This window comes from Lewinella sp. IMCC34191, from assembly GCF_003390935.1.
GTDB lineage: Bacteria > Bacteroidota > Bacteroidia > Chitinophagales > Saprospiraceae > Neolewinella.
In genome coordinates, this window is record NZ_QNQZ01000003.1 from 33,138 (window position 1) to 56,128 (window position 22,991).

Sequence of the window (22,991 nt, forward strand, 5' to 3'; positions counted from 1 at the left end):
ATGAAACATATATATATCTTCTTGCTGTTTGCCGTAGTCGCCACGGTACCATCCTGCTCCAACCTGGAGGAGGACCCCATCGGGCTGCTGGCGCCGGAAAGCTTTTTCCGCACGCCGACCGACGTAGAGACCGCCACCCTGGGAGCTTACGCCTGGTTGGCAAACGAAAGCCTTTACGGACGAAGACTTACCCTCACCCTCCAGCTACGTGGTGACATGTGCGACATCGGCGACCGCAACACCCCCGGCCGCCGGCAGAACGTGAACGATTTTGAAATGGGCCCCGACAATGGCATGACGGTCGAGATCTGGCCCACCTTTTACCAGCTCATCGGCACGACCAACGCCGTGATCGAAGGAGCGCAGCAACTACCCGACGGTCCCGACGCCGCGGCCGCCTACGTGGCCGAGGCACGCTTCCTCCGCGCCTTCTCTTACTATCACCTCGTGCGCCTGTTCGGTGAAATCCCGTACATCGATTTTTTCATCACCGACCCCGCCTCCGTGGGAAGCATTGAGAAAACATCGGTCGACGTGGTGTACGAGAATATCATCGCTGACCTCCAGGCCGCCAAGGCCGGTCTGCCGGATGCACAGCCCGGCGGCGTGCGCAGCCGCCCGACCCGGGGCACCGCCGCATCTTACCTCGCCTCCGTGTACCTGACGCGCGGCAACTGGCAGGAGGCCTACAACGAGGCCAAGTTCGTCATCGACAATCGCGACGCTTTCGGGTACCGTCTGATGGAAGACTACGCGGATCTGTATAAAGCGCGTACGGCCGACGGTCTGGCCGAGCACATTTTCGCCGTTGATTTTCTCAATAACCAAAGCGGACCCAGCGGGCAGAACGTAGACTTCCTGGGCCCCGTGACCGGCATTCGCGCCGTTACCACCCCCGACGCCCCGAACGGCGGATGGAGCGTGAGTGTGCCGTCACTCAAAGTATACACCACGTGGGACGATCGCGACTACCGGAAGGAGGTTAGCTTTATCGATTCCGCCATGGTCGACGGGGTATGGTCGGGCTACGAAGCATTCGCCCCGAACCACAATTCCCCCCGTCCGCACATGTCTAAGTTCTTCGAGTTCTGCGGCGACAACCGGGGCGACTGCGGTGTTTCCGATAATAACTACGTAGCCTTCCGCTACGCCGAGGTGCTGCTCATTGCCGCCGAGGCAGGGCTGGAAGCCGGTATCGCGGAATCCGAAGTTCTCGGCTACCTGAACGAGGTCCGCGAGCGTGCCCGTTTCGGATCCGACTTCCCCATGGACGTAGCGCCCGGAATGGCCAAAGACGACTTGATCGACCTCATCCTGGACGATCGCCGGTTAGAGCTTTCCTTCGAATTCAAGCGCTGGTACGACATCAAGCGTCGCCAGCTCGGTACGGAGGTCTTCACCGGTGACGACAGCCTCGAGCCGCATCCCAATTTCGATCCCAACCGGGATTACCTGATGCCCATCCCCCAGGACGAACTGGACCGGAATGCGAATCTAGGGCCGCAAAATCCTGGCTATTAAGTCTTAAAACAGTATGTTTCAACAGGGCTCCGAACCGAAGTTCGGGGCCCTTTTTTCATCTTCTCATGGCGACGGAGCGCAGGTGAAGTATCTTTTCCCAAAATCGAGCTATGCGGATGTATCCGATTTTTCTGTTAGTCTTGGTCGTTGCCTATTCGGGTGCGGGGCAGACTGCGCACACCCGAGACTATGTTTCGAGGGTCGATCCCCTGATAGATACCCACAAGTCGCGGTGGTTCTACTTCAGTTCCGCCAGCCGCCCCTTCGGCATGGTGAACCTCAGCCCCGATACGCAACTCCGCGGCAGCTGGGAGAGCGGCTACATCTACGACAGCACCTCGGTTAAGGGCTTCAGCCACATCCATGGGTGGCAGATATCCGGCATACCCGTCATGCCGGCCACCGGGGCGATGCAGGGGCACCTCGGACCGGACGCTTACCAATCCGGCTTCGATCACGAAACGGAAGAGGTATACCCCGGATACCACAAACTCATGCTCGACCGCTATGGCATCACCGCCGAACTGACGAGCACCGTCCGGGTGGGCATGCACCGCTACACCTTTACCGACGACGGCAAGGCGCGCTACCTCTATTTCGACACGGGCACCTTCCTGGCGCACGATTCTACCCTGTACTCCGAGGTGCGGCAAGTTTCCGACGATGAAATTGAAGGGTTCGCGGTGATGGGCCCCACGAACCGCCGTCCAAAACCCTTTACCGTGTACTTCGTCGCGCGGACGGATCGTCCCGTGCAGTCTTTCGGCGGGTGGATTCGGGGCCGACCCATCACCCGCCGCGTTAGCTCGGTGGCTGGCAAGGATGCCGGGGCGTATCTACGCTTCGCCGACTCGACCTCCTCCCTGCAACTCAAAGTCGCCCTTTCCTACACCTCGGTCGGCAATGCCCGCCACAACCTGGTGAGCGAGCTCGACCACTGGGACTTCGACCGCACGGTCGCGGACAGCCGCGCGGAATGGAATTGGGAGATGGGCAAAATTGATGCAATCGGCGGGACGGAACAACGGCAGGTCAAATTCTATACCGACCTGTGGCATAGCCTCCTCGGCCGGCGAATCGTAAGTGATTTTGCAGGTTGGTATACGGACAATACGGGTGACGACCCCGTAGTGCGCCGCATGCCACTCGACGCATCCGGCCGGCCGCTGTTCCCGCACTATAATTTCGATGCCTGGTGGGGCAGCCACTGGTCGCTGAACCCGCTGTGGGCCCTCGCCTACCCCGAACGGATGGATGGGTTCGCGGCCACGATGCAGGCGATGTACGAGAACGGCGGCATGATCCCCCGCGGCCCTTCGGGTGGGAACTACACCTTCGTGATGATTGGCGATCCGGCGGCCTCCTTCATTGCCACGGCCATCAACCACGGCATTGACCGGGGCTTCGACCCGGAAATGGTGTACGCCGGCCTGCGCAAAAATGCCTTTCCCGGCGGTATCCGCGACAAGGCCGGCTACGAACACAACACCCGGCTGGGCGGCGGCATGGCCTACTACGTCGATCGTGGCTACGTTCCGGAGGGCCTGCCCGGGAAAGGATACCACAAAGATGGCGCGTCGATGACCCTCGAGTACGCCTATCAGGATTGGTGCCTCGCCCAGATCGCACACAAGCTGGGAAAGAATGCCGACTACGATCTCTTCACCAAGCGGTCGACAAACTACCGCCACCTATGGGACCCCGGTACCGGCTGGATGCGTCCCCGGGAACTGGACGGCAGCTGGATGAATGACTTCGCCCCGGTGGCCGAAGCGGATCAATTTAGCGCCCGTGGCTTCTGTGAGGCCAACTCCGCCATTTACAGCTTTTACGTTCCCCACGATATTCCCGCCCTCACTGCCTTATTCGGGGGACGGGACTCGCTGGTGCAGCGCCTCAATGAAAGCTTCGAGAAGCAAAGCCGGAACTGGCAGGGGACGAACGACAAGAATCACGCGGTCAACTGGGTAGACTATGCCAACCAGCCGAGCACCGGTATGGCCCACCTGTTCAATAAAGCGGGCGCGCCCTGGCTGAGTCAAAAGTGGGTGCGGGCGGTAAAGGACCGCTACGCCGACACCGACCCCTACGGCGGCTACCACGGTGATGAGGACCAGGGGCAAATGGGCGCGCTGGGCGTACTGATGGCAATGGGGCTATTTAGTGTGGACGGGGCGGCCAGTACGGAACCCAGCTACGAGATCACCACGCCGGTGTTTAAGGAACTGACGATCCGGCTTGACCCCGCTTACTATCCGGGAGGGAGTTTCTCCATCCGCACCACGGAAGATCCGGAACGGAAACCTTACATCCAGTCGGCGAAACTGAACGGAGCGACGTGGGATAAGGTATCTCTGCCCTTCGATACGATACGCGCTGGTGGCGTACTGGAAATATCCGTGGGAGCAGAACCCAATAAAGCCGGGGGACTGAATCAGCAGTAAGGTCGGGAAACGAACAAGTGGCGCTCGGGAAGTACTTCTTACAGTACACACAATGACCGGAACATTCGGTCGTCCGTATGCACTATCTTGCTTTCCTCCTCCTATTCTTCACCAGTTGCCATACTCCTATGCAATCCGATACCACCCACCTTTACGATTTCACCCAGCATGCCTCCAGTGATTGGGAGGTAGAGGACGACACCGTAATGGGTGGCGAGTCTTCGGGCAACTTCACCGTAACCGAGGATGGTCACGGCCGTTTCTACGGTCACGTTTCCCTGGCCAACGACGGTGGATTTTCGTCCATTCAGGCAAATATGGAAAAGGGGACCGATGTCGGCAAGGCGAAAGCTTTCTCGATCCGCCTGAAGGGCGACGGCAAGCGGTACACCCTACGCGTTCAATCCAAACCCGACCAGAACTACCTACACGAAGCATCCTTTCCCACCTCCGGCAAGTGGGAGACCGTAACCGTCCCATTCGAGACCATGGAAGCTATGCACCACGGGGAGCCGGTGGACGTCGCCGAATTCTCTGGCGGTCCGGTGCATAAACTGCAATTTATGATTGGGAACCGTAAGGAGCAGGACTTCGAAGTATTGATCGACTGGATCGGAACCGTAGCGAACTAATTCAATTGAAGTCCGGCGTACTAAAAGTCTTCCAGCCGTATATCGAAGACCATGTCCGAGTTAGCCGGAATGATGCACTGCTGATTTCTGGGGTCACGCAAGGGCTGGTCACCGTAGGCGAGTTCGAATGGGATGAGCAACCTGATTTCGCCGCCCTTTCCAATCAGCGGAACGCCCAGTTGCCAACCTTCAATGACATCAGTTAGCTGAAATTGGGCCGGGCCGTTCGCGGTGGTCGTTTGATCGAAAATGACGCCATTGGTGAACGCGCCGCGATAGTGGGCAACCACCGTATCGGATAGCACGGGTTTATCCATGGAACCGGAGTCCGAGATGAAGTAGTATAAACCGGTGCTGTTCAGTTCGGAGTAAGCAATCGAATCGCTATCTATGAACTCCTCAAGGGAGATGGTTTCACTGATGCAGGGGTCTACCGGGAAGTCGTCATCTTCGCCACAACTCGCGAGGAAGAGGAAGACCGGAAATAGAAGGGTTATAAGGCCTAGGTTTTTCATAGGTAGTTATATTGGGGGGCGCAAAGCTACCGCTTTTCCCGGTTCCTGGCTTACATCCCGGAGAACGATTGCGGAGAGACTGACGCAGTGCCGCCCTCGTCTCACCCCGCCATGTACTCCCAGGCGGTTTGGTAAGTGCCCTGCCGCTCGACGTAATCCAGGAAGCCCCCGAAGAAGGGATCGTTGCCGATGGTGGCACTGTCGCCGATGACGACCAACTGTAATTTAGCCCGGGTAAGGGCTACGTTCATCCGGCGGTAATCGGAGAGAAAACCGATCTCGGCCCGGGTATTGCTCCGCACCAGGGAGAGGTACACAACCGCTCGCTCCCTGCCTTGGAAGCCATCGATGGTATTCACGGAAATGTTGAGGCCGGCCAGCGCGGCTACCCCTTCGATACGGTCTTCGGCCCGCACGACCTGTTCCCGGTACGGACTGATAACGGCAATGCGCGGTAGCGGATACTCCGGCGGTATACTCCCCTGCAGCAATAGCAGGTGCTCGATGATGAGGTCCAGTTCGCCGTCGTTGTAGCGACTTTTGAATTGCGGGTGTAGTTTTTCCTCAAAGCCCGTACCGGCCGTGTCGATGAAGACGACGCTTTCCGAGAGGCTTACGCCGGGCAGGGTGCGATCCGCTATCCCCGGCCCTGCGCGCAACTGCCCGTCGTAGAAGTACTCGTTACTAAAGCCCATTATGCGCTCGTTCATCCGGTACTGCACCTTCAGCAAGGCGTTGCGGCCGTGCAGCGCCAGGGATTTCTCCAGCAGCGTGACGCCAAATCCGCCCCGCTCGGCTTCCTTGCTCTTGACCGTCGGCGGCAGTTGAAAAGGATCGCCCGCCAGAACCACCCGGTTCGATTTGGCGATCGGAATCCAGGTAGCCGGCTCCAGGGCCTGGGCGGCCTCGTCGATAATGCAGGTCTTGAACTCCCGGTCGCCCAACACCGAACTGGCGGCACCCACCAGGGTACAGACGATCACCTGCGCCGAATCCAGTACGTGATCCAGTAAATGATCCTCCAGTTGCCGTGCCCAGCCGCTCAGGCGGCCCGCTTCCGCGAAGGTCATGCCCTTGTCGCGCCCCCCGCGCATGCGCTTGGCCTTGCGCCGAAGTTCGCTCGCCTCGTGGCGCAATTTCTTCACCTGCTTGGTATCGGGGTGCTCGGCCGTTTGTACTTCCAGGGTGTGCTGCATCACGTCGTCCTCCACCCGGCTGATGTTACCGGTTCGGACCACGCGGATGCCCCGTGCTGCTAGCCGTAGCGTTACCAGGTCGGCCGCGCTGTTGCTGGGGGCACAGAAGAGGACGGTGGATTCGGTCTCCACCAACTTACCCACCGCGGCCACCAGGGTGGTCGTCTTGCCGGTCCCGGGAGGGCCGTGAATGAGGCTCAAATGCTCCGTGCTCAAAATTTCCCGCACGGCCTCCCGCTGGCTGTCATTGAGCTCCGTCAGGTCATTCACCCGTTCGTCGGCAACCGGCCTGAAGCCGGCGGGTCGTACACCCATGATGACGTCCCGTAGTTCCGCCGTTCGGTTCCCCCGCGCCCCGGCGACCCGTTCCATGGCTTTATCCATCTCCACGTACGTCCGCTCGTCGAACATCAGGTCCACCCCCACTCCGCCCCGCTGTAGCCAGGAGGGGGCTTCGTCCCCGCCCAGGATGATCTTCATCCGGTTTTTTTTGACGTACTGGATAACGCCGCTGCGCTGCGGGGAGCGCGCGTCCGCCTGGGTGGTAAAGAGGTTCACCGACGTGCCCGCGCGAAACTGGTGGGCCTCCTCCCCTTCCCGGGTCACGATGACGTAGGGGCGCTCCCCGATTCCGTAATCGGACTCAATTACCTGGAGGGGATACCAGCTGTAGCCCTTCTCCACCCGCTGTACCAGTGGCATAGCCTGAATGACTTCCAGGTGTAATCGTCGTTCCTCCTGCCGCTCCAGGTCTATCAGCTCCCGTAACCGGCTAATTTCCGCTTGTTGTTTGTCCGTCATGCCAGCCGCAAGTTAGCCATGCGCTGCCCTTAAGCCGTCCGGATCCGGCGAAGACGCTGTTTTTGACGGTTAGCCGCGCATTTGGTTGGCTTCCGACCAATCGCATATGAGCGTATCCGCCTAAACATCGTAGCGGTCCGCATCCCGCGCACCGATATAAAAGCATGGAGTGGAGTAAGTAAATGAAATTTTGACGGCGGCAACCGTCAAGTCGTCCGTACGCCGAAGAAAAAATGTCAAATTTTCACTTCCCCATCATTCTGCACGGTATTTGATTGCCTTCAGGGGACAATTCATCGTTCACTTAAATCTCTGAGTCATGCGTAGCACTAGCATTCTTCCCGCCGTCTCCAGGTTTTTGGATGACGACTGGAATCAACTTTTTGACTGGCGGAACCGCAATTTTTCATCCACTACCACCACCCTGCCCGCCGTGAATGTGCGGGAGACGGGCGATGAGTTCGTGGTAGAGATGGCGGCTCCCGGTATGAAGAAGGAAGATTTTGAAATCGAATTGCACAACAACGTACTAACCATCCGGAGCGAACGCCAGCACACGGAGCTGCAGCCAGCGGGTGACGATCGCTATTCCCGCCGGGAATTCAGTTACCAGTCTTTCCAGCGCAGTTTCAACCTGAATAATCAGGTGGTGGATGACGCTCAGATCAACGCCACCTATCAGGACGGCATCCTCCGGCTCACCCTGCCCAAGCGGGAGGAGGCCCGGGAAAAGCCAGCCCGTCAGATCCAGGTCGCGTAAGCGCCCACCAATCCTTAATCTTCAATAGGGTTTAGTCCATAGGGGCTAAACCCTACTTTTTTGGTTATATCCGACAATTATCGAATGCCGCCACACCATTTCGGGATAAAGGGAACATGCGCCCTCAGGTTGTGTTAAAATTACACATATCATAACCTAACTAACTAATTATGAAAGTTTTATCTACCATCACGCTATTCGCATTAATGCTATTCGCTACCGGATGCGGCCCGCAGGTCACTACCGCACAGCCAACTATGGCGGACCTGAGTAAATACAGCACCTTCGCCTATCTGCCCAATGCCGATATTGAAATGACTAACGCCGATATGGACCAGGAGGAAGTCAATCAGCGCATCATCGAAACGGTAAACACCCAGATGCAGAATCAGGGATACCAGATCAACCGCGACAACCCCGATCTGCTGGTACTCATCAGCGTAAAGCGGAACCAGGAAACCGAAACGGAAACCGACCCCGTCTACGCCACCTATCCCTACGGAACCTACGGTGTGAATACCGTAAGCCCGTACTATAACAACTATTACTACAATGACTTCTACAACTACGGGTCGGTAGTAGGCTACGACACGGATACGTATAACTACACCGAAGGAACCCTGGTCATCAGCCTGGTTGACCGGGAAAGCCGGAATACCGTCTGGAAGGGTATGACCTCCGAAGCCATCTACAGCGGTTCGACCACCGATGAGATTGTACAGTTGGTCGACGACATTTTTGACGAGTACCCCGTTAATGGACGCGCTCGGAAGTAATCGATCCGTCGATCTCCAGCACATAATCAGGCCGTTGCCCCTCCGGGCGACGGCCTTTTTTTATTTCATTTCCTTTATGCGGGCTACCCACTCTTTCGGCAGCGGCGCCTTCGCCAGCTTACCGTAGTCGTACGGCACGATCACTTGCTCCGTGACCGCGGCGAGCCGGTCGTGTTCCTCGGAAAAGATCGCGGTCTGCATAGTGAATCGGTCCGCCTGCACGCCGATGGTCCGCGTACCGACCAGCGCATTGTCCGGATAGGTCATCGGAAAAACGTATTTGCAATCCTGGTAGGCCAGGATGGCACCCGTATCACCGGGCGCGAATTCGGTATTGATCCCGATGGCCTCGAAGTACAGGACGCGTGCCGTTTCCGCCCAGCGCAAATACACCAGATTGTTTACGTGTCGCGCGCTGTCCATGTCCCCCCAGTGTACCGGAAAACGGTGGAGCACGCTAAAGTCGTCAGACGTAATCTTCATAGCCCGCAAGATAGTTCGGTCGTCATTCCTCCATCACCCGCAACGCCCATTCGACGAGCTCCGCTTTATCCACCTCCAGCCAGGTATCCGTCTGCTTTTTCATTTGGTAAGTCGCACGGCGGAGCGCAGGATCCGAGACAATCAGTTCGGCGCGCGGGTTTTCGGCCAGACTTGTGTCGTGGGAAATCAGGAGCGAATCCGCCCGCAGCTTCTACATATCCATCATGCGCTGACCGCCCTATTGGTTGCAGCCTAGCGTCCCTGAAGCAAGACCGCTAACGCTTCCAGGCTGTTATCCTGTTCCAAATAGCGCCGGGCCAGCCGGTGGAGGGCCGCATCGCCCTCCCGCAAGGCTTGCTGTACCTCCTCCCGTTCCCCTACGGATTTTAGCAAATCCCCACCCGGCAGTTTTTCGAGATTACCCAGGCGTCCTAAGTTATTGCCCGTCAGGATGTTACTGTTCCGGATATGATGTGGTAGTTGATCCACTCCCATACCGAGATTACGCAGGGGTTTGGGAATCTCAAAGAGATTGTCCGGCGTGGCCCGGCAGTAGTAGCTGCCCCCCATACGGGCCACCAGGTCTAGCTTCACGGTGTCGAGGTTACCGTCTTCGTCCAGCATGCCTTCATCCAGGTGGATGCGCACCACGCGGGCAACGACAAGATTACCCGCTCCCCCACCGTCACCCAGGGCGATCACCTGGTCGACCGTACATTCAAAACTTACCGGAGACTCCTTCACCCGGGGCGGACGAACCACTTCGCTGGCCTCCTCCGTGAATCCGGCTTTATCAAATTCATTGACACCCGTTTCGTATTCCGTACTCGCTAATGACGTTTGCTCCACCATATCGAAGTTCACGACGCTGATGGTGACCTCGGCTATCTCGTTAATGTTATTCAGCGTGTCCTTTGCGCTGCCATCCCGGCCCCGGCGGATGGGCGAGAAAACCAGTATCGGCGGCACCGAACTGAAGACGTTGAAGTAGCTGAAGGGACTCAGGTTGACGCGCCCCGCCCCGTCTACCGTCGAGGCAAAGGCAATCGGCCGGGGAGCCACGGCTGTAGAGAGGATGCCATAAAGTTCTTTCGTTTCGAGTAACTGAGGATCAAGTGTCATAAAATGCTATTCGTTTGCCGGAACCTCGGAGTGTCTGTAAAACCCGCGAGTATTCCGCAAATATGTGTATTGCCGCCCAGAACCTCGGAGTGTCGGAACGACCTGCGAGTGTTCCGCTAAAAAGGTTTTGCCGCCCGGAACCTCGGAGTCTCGGAACGACCTGCGAGTGTTCTCGATACAACATTTGAATGGTTGCTTACCCCTCACCTACTTATCACCCTAGCCGGCAGCACCATCCCACTCACATCCCCAAATCCTACCCGATGCTTTCCCGTACCCGCATGCGCGGTCATCGTCACGGTATCACCGTCCTGCAAAAAGTCGCCGGACTTGCCGTTATCCGTGATCTCAAGCAGCGAGCCGTAGCTGTCCGGACGCTGCCCCGAAATGGTTCCCGAAGCCATCAGGTCACCGACGCGCACGTTACAGCCGTTGCTGGTCTGGTGCGCCAGTTGCTGGCGGATGTTCCAGTAGAGGTATTTCGTGTTGGAGCGGCAGACGGAACGGTCGTTCACTGCCACCGATAGCTCGATGTCGTAGTTGGCATTTTCCTCCGTGCGTAGGTAAGGCAAAGGCTCGGGGTTCTGTTCCGGCCCCCTCACCCGGAACGGTTCGAGCGCTTCCATCGGAACGATCCACGGAGACACCGATGAAGCAAAACTCTTCCCCAGGAACGGTCCGAGCGGAACGTACTCCCAACGTTGGATATCACGGGCCGACCAGTCGTTGAAAAGTAGCATCCCGAAGATGTATTCTTCCGTATCGGCGATGTCTACTGGTTCTCCCAGTTCGGAATCTTTTCCCACCACGAATGCCATTTCCAGCTCGAAGTCTAAGCGTTCGGAAGGCTGAAAGCCAGGACTTTGCGATGCCGAACCTACTACTTGACCTATGGGGCGACGGATCGGTGTTCCGCTTACAACCACGCTGGAGGCTCGCCCGTGATAGCCCACCGGAAGATGTCGCCAGTTGGGCAGCAACGCATTCTCCGGGTCGCGGAACATGCGCCCGACGTTTGTGGCGTGCTCGATGCTGGAGTAGAAGTCGGTGTAGTCGCCGATCCGGATGGGTAAGTGTAAACTGACTTCCCCGATGCGATGGAAATGTTGCTCGTCAACCGGTTCGCCTACCTGCTTCTCCAGCCAGCTTTTTACCTGCGCCCGCGCCGCACTCGTCTTCGCCCGCCCGAGGGCGATGAAATCGTTCAGCACCGGTACGCTCAGTACCGTCGAGTCAAAATCGAAGCCCACCTCATCCGCTACGGTGGCCAGATCGAGTACGAAGTCACCCACCCGTATACCCGCCCGGTGAGCGGTACCGGCGGTGGAGAATATGCCGAATGGGAGGTTCGCAAGGGTAAAGTCGGACCCGTCCGGAATGCTGAATCTAGTCATGCGCCAGCCAGCTCTGGTAGTACTTGCCATCGTCGATCTTGGCGGCTTCCTCGGTCACCTGCAGGGGGCTGAAGGTGTCGATCATGACCGCCAGTTCTTCGGTCGATTTCTTGCCGATACTGCCCTCGTAGGTGCCCGGGTGCGGTCCGTGCGGGATGCCGCCGGGGTGTAGCGTCAGGTAGCCCGGGCCGATCCCCGTCCGGCTCATGAAGTCACCGTCGACGTAGTACAGCACTTCGTCCGAATCGATGTTGCTGTGATTGTACGGGGCGGGAATCGCCTGCGGGTGGTAGTCGTACATCCGCGGGCAGAAGGAGCACACCACGAAAGACTTTGTCTCGAAGGTCTGGTGGACCGGGGGCGGCTGATGGACACGCCCGGTAATGGGTTCGAAGTTGTGGATGCTGAAGCCGTAGGGGTAGTTGTACCCGTCCCACCCGACCACGTCAAAGGGATGGCTGGCGTAGACCAGCTCGTGGAGCATGCCCTGCTTCTTGATCTTGATGATAAACTCCCCTTCCTCGTCGTGGGTTTCCAGTTCGCGGGGAAGTTTGTAGTCACGCTCCGTAAAGGGTGAATGTTCAAGCAGTTGCCCGAAGTGATTGCGGTAACGCTTCGGGGTATAGATGGGATCGGCGGATTCCGTATACAGGATGCGATTATCCTCCGAATCAAAGTCGACCTGGTAGATCACGCCACGTGGAATAACGAGGTAGTCGCCGTACTCGAAGGGGATATTCCCCAGCATGGTGCGTAGCGTGCCCGTGCCGCGGTGAATAAACAGTAACTCGTCGGCGTCGGCGTTTTTATAAAAGTATGCCCGCAGGCTCTTACGCGGGGCCGCCACGCCTACCTGCACGGTGCTATTGACGAGCAGCGGCTTGCGGGCCTCCAAAAAGTCGTCGGCCGGGGCCACGTCGAAGCCGATCAGCTTACGGGCTGTAATGGTCTTCTCCTCGGCGATCTTCGGGCTCAGATCCACCTTGCCCCGGATTTCCCGTACCTGCGTGGGTCGGCCGACGTGGTACATAAGCGAGGACATCCCGTCGAAGCCGACGGTACCGAAGAGCTGTTCGAAGTACAGGCTCCCGTCCTCCTTGCGGAACTGGGTATGCCGTTTGGGGGGCAACTTCCCCAGGTGATGGTAAATGGGCATGATCGTTGACTTTGTTGTTAGGACAACTTTGAACGGTCCAATGTTGTGCGCCGGCGTCACCCGGCGGTAGCCAAAGATCGCACCCGCGAACCGGAAAGACAATTCCCGCAGGCTGCTCCCTATATTACGCCCATGCCAAGTTTCTCCACCCTCCAATTCTCCATTTCGGACCGCATCGCTACCCTCACCATAGACAATGGCAAGGTCAACGCCATCAATACGGCACTCGCCCGGGATTTGCACGCAGCCTTCCTCGAGGTGGAAGGCAACGACACGATCGACGGGCTCGTCCTCGCCGGGCGCCCCCACTGCTTCAGCGCCGGTCTCGACGTCATGATGCTCGCCACGAGCGATCACCAGGGGCTGGCCGACTTTTTCGCGGCCTACCTGACGGCGCTGCAGAGCATGGTGCGCCTCGACAAACCCATGGTGGCGGCCATGACCGGATTTGCTCCCGCGGGCGGCACCATCCTGGCGCTCACCGCCGACTACCGCATCATGGCCAGGGGCGAGAAGCACACGGTAGGCATGAATGAATTCAATATGAGCCTCCAGATCCCGAAGATGATGGCCGATATCTATGCCTATTATCTGGGCGAACCCCGGGCGTGGGCGGATATCCAGGCGGCCCGGATGTACGACAGCGAAGCGGCGGTCACGCACGGCCTGGTCAACGAATCCCTTCCCGAGGAGGAGGTACTGCCCCGCGCGCAGGCCTACTGCCGGCGACTGGCACGCGTGCATCCTCCCGTCTTTAAGCGCACCAAACGCTACCTGCGCCGCGGGCTGTTGGCCGCGGTGGACCAGAACGTGGAAGGCATGGTAGAGGTCATCGCCGAAGACTTCAAGGATCCGGTGTTCAAGAAAATGATGGAACTGTTCGTGAGTAAGCTGCGGTAGCCCGTCAGCTCCGAACGTTGGTGGTGGCAAACAGCCGCCGCAGGCGGTATTTTCCACTCACGTGCGTAGCCGCCAGCAACAGACCGCCCATAATGCCCAGGTTTTTCATGAAAAACAGACTCTGGAGCCGGAACTCTTCCGTGCCTTCGGTGACGTTCCAGAAGTCGTGCACGATGAAGGTGAGGGGCACCCAGTAGACCAGCAACAGCACCGCCCCCAGCCGCATCCGGTAGCCCAGCAGGATCATCAGTCCACCAAGTAAAAGCAAAATGATAGCGCCGTAGAGCAGGAAATCCTGGTTCCAAGTCAGTCCGTAGATCGTCATGGCCCGCCGGTTCAGCTGCTCGAAGGCAAAGTAATCGTAGGCTTCGAAGAAGAAGATGAACGACAGCAGTATCCGGCCGATGAGATCGAAAATGTCTTGCATTTCAGCAAAGGTACGTCCGATGCGGGGGATAAGTTGGGCGGCGGAGCGCAGGAAATTAGCGGTATCGAAAACCGGAAATTTCCCGGCTCTCCCGATCGGTCGGTACCCCGACGGCTACGGCTCGCCGGTATCAACTTTATAGGGCGATAAAGCCTTTTCACACCGGCGGCGGGTAGTCGTCACTACTTACCAACCTATGCGCTTAGTACCCCGTCTCCAAGCAATCTTTGCCCTGTTCGGCCTCGGTCTCACCGCGGCCGTCGGTGCCCAGGGAACGGCACCGGCCACGCTGGACGAATCGGACGCCGCTTTCCTCCTTCCCTCAACGGAAGATACCAGCTTACTCTGGCAGATCTCCGGTGACGATCTCTCTTCGCCAAGTTTCATTTTCGGCACCATTCACCTCATTCCCGCCGAAGACTACTTTCTGCAGGGCCACGTCGTGCGGGCCATCAATGACGTGGACGAAGTACTCTTCGAGGTCGATCCCCGCGAGATGACCAATCCGGCGAATATGATGGGCATGATGAATAAGATCAACATGCGCAACGACACCTCCCTGCGCGACCTGCTTTCCGAGGCGCGTTACGATAGTGTCAGCACCTACTTCAATGACCTGGGACTACCCTTCATGTTCTTCGAGCGCATGAAGCCGATGTTCCTCTCCGCCATGGTCGGCCAGGACATGGGCGCCGGCAATCCCTTCGGCGGCATGGGGGGTGACGACTCCGAGGGCGGCGGAACCAAGAGCTACGAATTGGAGCTCGTCCAGATCGCCGAGGCGGGCGACAAAGAAATTGGCGGTCTGGAAACCATAGACTTCCAGCTCGGGCTTTTTGACAGCATCCCGTACTCCGTTCAGGCGGAGATGCTGTTCAAGGCCATCGACAACGATCTCAACGCCAAGATGCAGGAGGGCGACAGCCAGTACGAGCAGATGGTCGCGATGTATAAGCGGAAGTCGGTAGCGGAAATGTCGGCGCTCATCAGCAGTGAGAGTGAAGGTTTCGGCGACTTCGAGGAAATGCTGGTCACGCGCCGCAATGAAAACTGGGTACCCAACATCATCGGGCGCCTGGCCGACAAGCCCAGTATGTACGCCGTAGGTGCCGGTCACCTGGGTGGAGAACACGGCGTGATCGCGCTTCTCCGCGCTGAAGGGTATACCGTGGAGCCGGTTTATGAGTAAGTTTGGCCCATGGTCGTACTTAAAATCGGGGGCAACGTACTCAATAACCCCGCTACCCTACACGAAGCACTAGACTATTTCGCCGGACAGGTCGAGCCCGCCGTACTCGTACACGGTGGCGGACGGCGCGCCGATGAGGTGCTGCGGTCCATGAATCAGCAACCCCGGATGATCGAAGGTCGGCGGATTACCGATCACGCGACACTCGATGTCGTCACCATGGTCTACGCGGGTTCCATCAATAAGCATATCGTCGGGCAACTACAGGCCCGGGGCACCAACGCCATCGGCCTCAGCGGGGCGGACGGCAACGCCATTCTGGCCACGAAGCGGCCGGTCGGGAAGATCGACTACGGCTTTGCGGGCGATGTCGTGGCCGTCAATGCCCCCCTCCTGGATGCCTTGCTGCGGCTGGGGCTTCGTCCGGTTCTCTGCCCGATCACCCACGACCGGCACGGACAGCTACTGAATACCAATGCGGACACCATCGCTAACGAAACGGCGCGTGCTCTGGCGGAAGCCGGACATACGGTCCGCCTCGACTATTGCTTCGAATTCCCGGGCGTCATGCGGGACGTTAACGATCCGGAATCGGTGATCGATCGACTCGATCCCGGGAAGTATGCTGAATATCGGGAAGACGGGGTCATCTCCGGGGGAATGATTCCCAAACTGGACAACGCCTTTTCGGCCATCGCCGCCGGTGTGGACAGCGTGGTCATTGGCAGTATCCAGGCATTACGCTCCGGAGATGGTACCCGGCTGCGAGCGAGCTAGACGGGGGTTGCGGAACTGATCTTGTGCAGGCGTTCCACGCAGTCCGCCAGGGCTTCCCGCCAGTGGCGGGGCGTACCGACGACCCCTGCGATCTTATGCGTGTCGAGCACGCTGTAGTGAGGCCGGGCCGCGGGCGTGGGATATTGCGCGGTGGGAATGGGCTTGACCCGGCAGTCGACGCCGGCCATCTCATGGATGGCCAGGGCCAAATCGTACCAGGAACAAACGCCGCTGTTGCTGTAATTGTATATGCCGGGCTCGGCATCAGAAGTTGCCAGGTGGATCGCCGCGGCGGCCAGGTCGGCGGCGTAGGTCGGGGAACCGACCTGATCGCAGACTACACTAAGTTCATCGCGCTCCTTCCCGAGTCGGATCATCGTCCGCACGAAGTTTTGCCCGTACTCGGCAAAGACCCAGCTGGTGCGAAGGATATAGGCCCCGGGGTGGCAGCTTAATACCTCGTTCTCTCCCTGGAGCTTCGTGCGGGCGTAGACGCTGGAACCTTCCGTCCGGTCCGTCTCCTTAAGCGGGCGGTTGTACCCGTCGTCGTAGACGTAGTCGGTACTAAAGTGAACGAAGTCGATACCGGCATCGCGGCAGGCAAGGGCCAGGCGTCGACTGCCCTCGACGTTGACCAGCCGGGCTTTATCGGCATCCGACTCGGCCCGGTCGACCGCGGTGTAAGCGGCGGCATTAAAACAGATGTCCGGCCGGGCTTCGGCGAGGGCCGCTTCGATATCTTCCGTTTTGGTGATGTCGAGGGAGGAGCGGTTGTAGGCGAATATGCGCCAGTCGTGCGGGGCCGATTTGGCGGCGCCGATAAGCTTCTGGCCTAGCTGCCCGCCCCCTCCGGTGATCATTACTCTCTTCATTGCCGCAAAGGTAATGGATAGCTTTAGGACAAGCATCCAATCCATTGCCTGGCCTTTACCTACTTTTGCCGGAAACAAATAGCGCCATGCGCATAGTAGGCCGGCTACCGGATCCCCGGATGCAGATTACCATATTTGAGAACGATGGCCGCTTTCCGGTTCAGTTCGAGCTGGGCGGCTTGACCCAGACCTATCGTTTCCGTAAGGGTGCCCGCCTGTCGAACATCGGCCACCTGCGCGAGTACGTCGACGATGCTTTCCGGGAATCGGTCTACCGCCAGTTCAGTGTGATGCGCGGTATCCATACGGAGGTCGAACAACGTATCCAGCCTCCGGAAGATCCCCTTGACGCGCTTCCCGAGATCATCTAACCCTTAAAGATCGTTATGCAAATTACCGCCGCTGCCCTGGCTAAAATGGTTGACGCCACCGTTGAAGGGGACCCCGAAGTGATCATCACCGGCCCGGCCCGCATCGAGGAGGCCAGCGACGGCCAGATCACGTTTCTGGCCAATCCGGCCTACGAGCACTATCTCTACGATACGAAGGCCACCGCCGTTCTCGTGAGCCGCGACTTCCAGCCCCGGGCCCACGTTACCCCTACCCTCTTACGCGTAGACAATGTGTACGAAACCGTTTCGGGTCTCTTGCAGGTGTACCAGCAGGATGAGGCGGCTAAAACGGTTCGCCAGGTCAGCCAGCACGCCGTGGTCGACGAAACGGCCAAACTGGGCGACCGCGTCCGCATCGGCAAGTTTACCGTAATCAGCGAACAAGCCTCGATCGGGGCGGGTACCGTCGTTCTCGATCAGGTCTTTATCGGCCCGAACGTCCGCATCGGAGAAAATTGCACCGTTTATCCGGGAGCCCGCATCCTACGCGATTGCGTGATCGGCAACGACTGCATTCTACATGCGAACGTGGTCATCGGTGCCGATGGCTTCGGATTCTTGCCCGACAGCGAGGGAAATTATCAGAAAGTCCCTCAGGTCGGAAACGTCATTCTGGAAGACCGGGTGGAAATCGGCTCCAACACGACCATCGACCGGGCTACTATGGGTTCGACTATCATCCGGCAGGGGGTGAAACTGGATAACCTGATCCAGATCGGCCACAACGTGGAGATCGGCGCCAATACCGTAATTGCCGCCCAGGCCGGCGTTGCGGGGTCGACGAAGATCGGTGCCAATTGCCGCATCGGCGGTCAGGTCGGATTCGCCGGGCATTTGACCATCGCCGACGGAACCAAGATCCAGGCGCAGTCCGGAATCGCGCGCCACGTCAAAGAGACCGGGCAGGAATTAGCGGGCGCTCCGGCCTTCGGCTACCGGGACTGGATCAAAAGTTCCATTCTCCATAGCCGACTACCCGAATTGTACAAGCGCATCACCCGTCTCGAAAAACACCTGAAGGAATGAAAATCTATACCCGCACGGGTGATGCCGGGCAAACCGGGCTGTTTAGCGGTCGCCGCGTCAGCAAAGCCGACTTACGCGTGGAAGCCTACGGCACCGTCGACGAACTGAATGCCACCATCGGTCTCCTGCGCGACCATCTGACGGAGGCGGACAGCCGCGCGACCGAAGTCCGCCGCCAACTCCTCGTCCAGCAACGTCACCTTTTTGCCCTGGGCGCTATGCTGGCCGACGACCGGCCGGAAGGCAACTACCGGGTTCCCGCCTCCGCCGCTACCGACTTGGAGGGCTACATGGATAAAATGGACGAAGCCCTCCCCCGCATGACGCACTTCATCCTCCCCGGCGGATCGCCCGCCATCAGCTTCGCACACCTGGCGCGTACGGTTTGCCGGCGGGCGGAGCGACGTATCGTAGTTATGGAGGAATCGGATGCCGACGCGATCACCTACGTTAACCGCCTGAGCGACTACCTATTCGTGGTGGCCCGATACCTGGGCAAACTGGAAGGGGTGGAAGAAATTCAGTGGTCGCCCGATCCGACCTAATCGGCTATCGATAATCGGCCGCGTGATTGGACGAAGACGCTGATCGGCAGCGATGGAAAGCAAGCGGGGAAGGTTCCCCTGACCCTTCTGTACAGGTTTGCGGCGGGCTGACCCGTGACCCGAAAATAGAAAAGGGAGGCGGATCGTACGACCCACCTCCCCCGTGAGCTCTTTGGAGCCCGGTTTGAGTAAATATGCTTCGGATAGATATCTTTTAGTGGGCGGGAGTTCCGATTCCGGTGATAAGACGGTAGGCAGTATAAAGAATCAGAGCCAGCGTGGCCAGAATCAGCATACATATTAATGCCAGGGCGAAGAAGTCCATAGGGTAAGAATTTAGTGCTAGTGTAAAAATCAGTATAATATACGAAATTTTCAGGATTTCGCATAATAATTTTTACATTAATACGATGCACCTTGTTTTATACCGTTTGGACGACCAGCGTTCTGGTGCGCCGACACCCTCCTACCTCATCGTTTGATGACCCGCCGTTGCTCCTCCCCCAGATAAAAGAAATACACGCCCGCCGGCAGTCGGCTCATGTCTACTTCGAGCCTGCCGTTGCCTGGGATAAGCACCACCTTCTCCGTGATCGGGCGCCCCATGCCGTCATACAGGGCAGGACGCAGATCGGAAAGCGCCTCGCTCTCTACGTAAAATACTTCTCGTACGGGGTTCGGATAAAGGCGTAGACCCGGATTCTCCGATAGCAGCACGTGTCTGACCTCGGAGTAGCGCCGGGTACCGTCGAGGTCAATTAAGCCTACTCGATAGTACCAGCTCCCCCTTTGGGACAACCGGTCTTCAAAATGGTAACGGTGATGGCCACCTTCGGTCGTACCACCGGGCACGAACCCTACGTTTCGCCAGTCAAAGCCGTCCGAAGAGCGATGAACCTCATATCCGGAAACGGCCGTTTCGTTCCGAACTTCCCACTCCAATTGTATGGCACGATCAGCTACGGCTTCCACTTCGAATCGTTCCATGTCCACGGGTAGCACCCCACTGGCATCGAAGGACAATACCCCCACCGTCATGCGGCTCCCGTCCAGGTGACCCGTTACGGCGCTGAGCGCGTACGTGTCGCCTCCGGCATGGGTGACGCCCGCGATGGGAGACTCGTCGGAGAAGAACCCATCGTTATTCGTATCGATGATAAGCGCCAGCTTGCCCGCCTCCCCCGGATCATAGCCAGGTAGTTCAAATGACACGTCTATTGCGCCAACCGATACCGGTGTGTAGGTCAGATTGGTTTCACTGATTCGCCAGGTTCGATCGAGCAACGCTTCGGTGACGGCTGGGAGGTCGGAAGTACGACTAAAGGTCAGCGCCCCGCCGTCGTGCCCCCAAATCAGGTATTCGTCTACATCCAGATCGTCCGGATTCTTTACGGTAAGGACACCTGAACCTTGGGCCTCGGTGATCGCGGTTGCCGCATCCATACGTCCGATACCCGCGATGTCAAAGTCAAAATCGCCTTGCGCGGGATCGTCCTGTTTGTACACATCGGTCGTAGTTAGTGACAAACCATACTTACCGGCGAGATAATTATTGACCAGCAATCGCTCCAGGTCGTTGACGGCGTAGTTGAAGTGGATGACTTCGGCGTAGTCCGCTGCAATGTATCCCCGGTAGTTGTTGTTCAGCGCTCCGATCGTCAGAACCTGGTTGCTGTTCGGTAGCGAAGCGCTGCTTTCACGAAAGGATAGCTTATGCGAGTCATCTTTGTACATGGTCGACCGAGATGCTTCCGGTCGGCTCCCGTCAAAATCCCAGCTGAGCAGGTAATTCTCGTTGTTCTGAAAGGTTACCGACGACAGTGCGGTACGGTTGTTTTGGGTGTGCACGTCAAGGTTCATCTTTTGACCCGTCCAAAAAAACCAGGTGTAGGCATACTCGATATCGGTAGTGTAGGTGATCCGCTTACCCAGGATCCCCTTCGGATCATTGCCCAGGTTGTACGGACGAATCACGACGAAATAGCTGATGCTGCTGGTATTGTCTAAAATGTCGACATCGTCAACGAGCAGACGATCGTCAACACCGTCAAGACGAACGATCGGCATACCGTTAAGCGCACTCGTGGTATGATACACCGGACGCTGCACCGCGGTATCCTGCCGGGCGTGGTTGTCGTTGCCTGACAGATCTGCCCAGTCAGTTAGTACATCCCCTTCGGCTAGGTCCAAGGCATCGGTGCGCAGCCACAATCCGTTAGTCGCGGCGTTTCCTACCCCTCCCGGGCCCGTTTGAGCAAATAAGGTGGTGAAATACAGAAAAGCTCCCAACCAGAGAGCGGTCGATCTGAGCATGCTATTGGTCTGTCAGTGTCCTAAATCAAGGCTCATCCGGACGAAAGGCGGCCAAATAACCGCCTGTCCGAATCCAAACGACCGATCTCTACTCCGCCTAATCCGGAAGTAGAATGATCGCTGGAACGCCTATGAATAGCAACGCCAGCCCGGCAAAAAATGTATACTGTTAACGCCGAATTGGTAAGCTGAGCGGCCGGTGCAACCAATCGCAAGCCCACCCGTTTAACAACTTTCCCCACCACAACTAAGCTATCTATGGCCCAGGCCAAAACTCTCGGTGAGCTGAAAGCGAGCGGATACACGCCCCGCACGGTCAAGCAGGAACTCCGCGACAACTTAATATCCCGTCTAAAGAATAAAGAAACCGTATTCCCCGGCATTATTGGTTTCGACGATACGGTACTGCCAGATATACAGCGGGCTATTCTGAGCCGGCATAGCATTCTGCTCCTCGGTTTGCGTGGTCAGGCTAAAACCCGCATCGCCCGCCTGCTGGTCAATCTGCTGGATGAATACGTCCCCGTCGTGGCCGGCAGTGAGCTGAACGATGATCCACTGCAGCCCATTAGCCGTTCTTCCGCCGACCTGATCAAGGAAATGGGTGACAATACACCCATCGACTGGTGGCACCGCGAAGACCGCTACGTCGAGAAGCTGGCTACCCCGGACGTGTCCGTGGCCGACCTGATTGGCGACGTCGATCCCATCAAGGCCGCCACGCTGAAATTGACCTATGCCGACGAACGGGTCATTCACTACGGCCTCGTACCCCGTGCCCACCGGGCCATCTTCGTAATCAACGAACTTCCCGATCTCCAGGCCCGTATCCAGGTTTCGCTCTTCAATATCTTACAGGAAGGGGATATCCAGATTCGTGGGTTCAAGCTTCGCCTGCCGCTCGATATTCAGTTCCTATTCACCGCTAACCCGGAAGATTACACGAACCGGGGCAGTATTATCACGCCGCTCAAGGACCGGATCGAAAGCCAGATCCTGACGCACTACCCCAAAACCTTGGAGGTTGCCCGCGCCATTACCAGCCAGGAAGCGACGCTGACCGACGAACAAGCTAACCTGGTCGACGTACCGGAGTTGCTCAAAGTGATGCTGGAACAGCTGTCGTTTGCCGCCAGGGAAAGCGAGTACATCGACGAAAAGTCCGGCGTATCCGCCCGCCTAAGTATCACCGCGTTGGAGAATCTTGTCTCCACCGCCGAGCGGCGTGCACTCATCAACGGTGACGATCACACAGTGGCCCGCATTACCGATTTCTGGGGCGTCGTCCCGGCCATTACCGGTAAAGTGGAGCTGGTCTACGAGGGCGAGCAGGAGGGTGCCTACGGGGTTGCCATGAAACTGCTGAGCAAGTCCATCCGGACCAGCTTCCTCGCCCACTTCCCCGATCCATCGGAGGTATCCGCTGACGGCCGCTCGGAAAGCGACCCATACGGGATCATCCGCGCTTACTTCAGCGGCGGGAACGTGGTGGAACTGCTCAACGACGGCAGCAACGCAGAATACCGTAAAGCCCTGGACAAGGTTGCCGGCCTGCGCAAATTCGTCGAGAGCCATATTGAAGAAAACCTGACCGACACCGAAATCTACCTTTATATGGAGCTGGTGTTGCAAGGACTCGCCGAAATGGAGGTACTGAATAAGGAGGCCCTGAACAATAGTCTAAACTTTAGGGACATCCTCGCCGATATGTTTGGGAACGACGACCTGGATTTCAGGTAGTCACAAACCA

Annotated in this window: 21 protein-coding genes; 12 read left to right on the forward strand and 9 right to left on the reverse strand. The window is 57.9% G+C overall.

What is annotated here, in order from left to right; translation table 11 throughout:
* From DRW39_RS07410 to DRW39_RS07420, 3 genes are all read left to right on the forward strand, one after another.
* The gene (locus DRW39_RS07410) at positions 1–1,521 is read left to right on the forward strand and encodes a RagB/SusD family nutrient uptake outer membrane protein (RefSeq protein WP_116106396.1); all 1,521 of its coding nucleotides are present in this window, start codon (positions 1–3) and stop codon (positions 1,519–1,521) included.
* 116 nt (positions 1,522–1,637) lie between these two features.
* Entirely contained in the window at positions 1,638–3,965 is a 2,328-nt protein-coding gene (locus DRW39_RS07415) for a GH92 family glycosyl hydrolase (protein ID WP_232830093.1), read from the forward strand.
* A 77-nt stretch (positions 3,966–4,042) separates the two neighbouring features.
* Positions 4,043–4,597, forward strand: coding sequence for a CIA30 family protein (locus tag DRW39_RS07420; RefSeq protein WP_116106398.1), 555 nt, complete (start codon positions 4,043–4,045; stop codon positions 4,595–4,597).
* Between the two features lie 20 nt (positions 4,598–4,617).
* Here the strand turns inward: DRW39_RS07420 and DRW39_RS22485 are convergent, their stop codons facing one another.
* Complete coding sequence (locus tag DRW39_RS22485) at positions 4,618–5,112, reverse strand: FKBP-type peptidyl-prolyl cis-trans isomerase (protein WP_198664818.1); 495 nt, start codon at positions 5,110–5,112, stop codon at positions 4,618–4,620.
* Positions 5,113–5,213: 101 nt separating this feature from the next.
* Positions 5,214–7,109, reverse strand: a complete 1,896-nt coding sequence (locus DRW39_RS07430; protein ID WP_116106399.1) for an AAA domain-containing protein — start codon at positions 7,107–7,109, stop codon at positions 5,214–5,216.
* A 319-nt stretch (positions 7,110–7,428) separates the two neighbouring features.
* Here DRW39_RS07430 and DRW39_RS07435 point away from each other — a divergent pair, with 319 nt between their 5' ends.
* Together DRW39_RS07435 and DRW39_RS07440 are read left to right on the forward strand one after the other, a co-directional pair.
* On the forward strand, positions 7,429–7,869 hold the full coding sequence (locus DRW39_RS07435; protein WP_116106400.1) for an Hsp20/alpha crystallin family protein: 441 nt from the start codon (positions 7,429–7,431) through the stop codon (positions 7,867–7,869).
* A 170-nt stretch (positions 7,870–8,039) separates the two neighbouring features.
* Positions 8,040–8,645 carry a DUF4136 domain-containing protein gene (locus tag DRW39_RS07440; protein ID WP_116106401.1) on the forward strand — a complete coding sequence of 202 codons (606 nt, stop codon included), beginning with the start codon at positions 8,040–8,042 and terminating at the stop codon, positions 8,643–8,645.
* A 60-nt stretch (positions 8,646–8,705) separates the two neighbouring features.
* Here the strand turns inward: DRW39_RS07440 and DRW39_RS07445 are convergent, their stop codons facing one another.
* The 4 genes from DRW39_RS07445 to DRW39_RS07460 all read right to left on the reverse strand — a co-directional run bounded on the left by DRW39_RS07445 (position 8,706) and on the right by DRW39_RS07460 (position 12,800).
* Positions 8,706–9,128: an acyl-CoA thioesterase gene (locus tag DRW39_RS07445; protein WP_116106402.1), complete on the reverse strand. Its 423-nt coding sequence runs from the start codon at positions 9,126–9,128 to the stop codon at positions 8,706–8,708.
* Positions 9,129–9,380: 252 nt separating this feature from the next.
* Positions 9,381–10,250, reverse strand: a complete 870-nt coding sequence (locus DRW39_RS07450) for a flavin reductase family protein (protein WP_116106403.1) — start codon at positions 10,248–10,250, stop codon at positions 9,381–9,383.
* Between the two features lie 203 nt (positions 10,251–10,453).
* Positions 10,454–11,644 (reverse strand): fumarylacetoacetase, encoded by a 1,191-nt coding sequence (gene fahA / locus DRW39_RS07455; RefSeq protein WP_116106404.1) that lies wholly within the window; start codon positions 11,642–11,644, stop codon positions 10,454–10,456.
* Positions 11,637–12,800 (reverse strand): homogentisate 1,2-dioxygenase, encoded by a 1,164-nt coding sequence (locus DRW39_RS07460; protein ID WP_116106405.1) that lies wholly within the window; start codon positions 12,798–12,800, stop codon positions 11,637–11,639. The genes fahA and DRW39_RS07460 overlap by 8 nt, the downstream gene beginning before the upstream one ends.
* Positions 12,801–12,932: 132 nt before the next feature.
* Between DRW39_RS07460 and DRW39_RS07465 the strand changes: the two genes are divergently transcribed.
* On the forward strand, positions 12,933–13,700 hold the full coding sequence (locus DRW39_RS07465; protein WP_116106406.1) for an enoyl-CoA hydratase/isomerase family protein: 768 nt from the start codon (positions 12,933–12,935) through the stop codon (positions 13,698–13,700).
* A 4-nt stretch (positions 13,701–13,704) separates the two neighbouring features.
* On the opposite strand, the gene DRW39_RS07470 is transcribed toward DRW39_RS07465, so the two are convergent.
* Entirely contained in the window at positions 13,705–14,127 is a 423-nt protein-coding gene (locus DRW39_RS07470) for a DoxX family membrane protein (RefSeq protein ID WP_116106407.1), read from the reverse strand.
* 196 nt (positions 14,128–14,323) lie between these two features.
* On the opposite strand from DRW39_RS07470, the gene DRW39_RS07475 reads away from it, so the two are divergent.
* Both DRW39_RS07475 and argB read left to right on the forward strand, forming a co-directional pair.
* Positions 14,324–15,316, forward strand: coding sequence for a TraB/GumN family protein (locus DRW39_RS07475; RefSeq protein ID WP_116106408.1), 993 nt, complete (start codon positions 14,324–14,326; stop codon positions 15,314–15,316).
* A 9-nt stretch (positions 15,317–15,325) separates the two neighbouring features.
* A complete protein-coding gene (gene argB, locus DRW39_RS07480; RefSeq protein ID WP_116106409.1) occupies positions 15,326–16,093 on the forward strand; it encodes an acetylglutamate kinase in 768 nt (255 codons plus the stop codon).
* On the opposite strand, the gene rfbD is transcribed toward argB, so the two are convergent.
* On the reverse strand, positions 16,090–16,965 hold the full coding sequence (gene rfbD, locus DRW39_RS07485; RefSeq protein WP_116106410.1) for a dTDP-4-dehydrorhamnose reductase: 876 nt from the start codon (positions 16,963–16,965) through the stop codon (positions 16,090–16,092). The two genes, argB and rfbD, sit on opposite strands and share 4 nt — an antisense overlap.
* 86 nt (positions 16,966–17,051) lie before the next feature.
* Here rfbD and DRW39_RS07490 point away from each other — a divergent pair, with 86 nt between their 5' ends.
* From DRW39_RS07490 to DRW39_RS07500, 3 genes are read left to right on the forward strand one after another with little or no spacing between them, the layout of a single operon-like run.
* A complete protein-coding gene (locus tag DRW39_RS07490) occupies positions 17,052–17,336 on the forward strand; it encodes a hypothetical protein (protein ID WP_116106411.1) in 285 nt (94 codons plus the stop codon).
* A gap of 15 nt (positions 17,337–17,351) precedes the next feature.
* Positions 17,352–18,383, forward strand: coding sequence for a UDP-3-O-(3-hydroxymyristoyl)glucosamine N-acyltransferase (lpxD, locus tag DRW39_RS07495; RefSeq protein ID WP_116106412.1), 1,032 nt, complete (start codon positions 17,352–17,354; stop codon positions 18,381–18,383).
* Positions 18,380–18,928: a cob(I)yrinic acid a,c-diamide adenosyltransferase gene (locus DRW39_RS07500; RefSeq protein WP_116106413.1), complete on the forward strand. Its 549-nt coding sequence runs from the start codon at positions 18,380–18,382 to the stop codon at positions 18,926–18,928. The genes lpxD and DRW39_RS07500 overlap by 4 nt, the downstream gene beginning before the upstream one ends.
* 471 nt (positions 18,929–19,399) lie before the next feature.
* Here DRW39_RS07500 and DRW39_RS07505 read toward each other — a convergent pair whose 3' ends face one another.
* Entirely contained in the window at positions 19,400–21,241 is a 1,842-nt protein-coding gene (locus tag DRW39_RS07505; protein ID WP_157975987.1) for a T9SS type A sorting domain-containing protein, read from the reverse strand.
* A 258-nt stretch (positions 21,242–21,499) separates the two neighbouring features.
* On the opposite strand from DRW39_RS07505, the gene DRW39_RS07510 reads away from it, so the two are divergent.
* A complete protein-coding gene (locus DRW39_RS07510; protein WP_116106415.1) occupies positions 21,500–22,981 on the forward strand; it encodes a magnesium chelatase in 1,482 nt (493 codons plus the stop codon).
* Positions 22,982–22,991 lie beyond the last annotated feature (10 nt).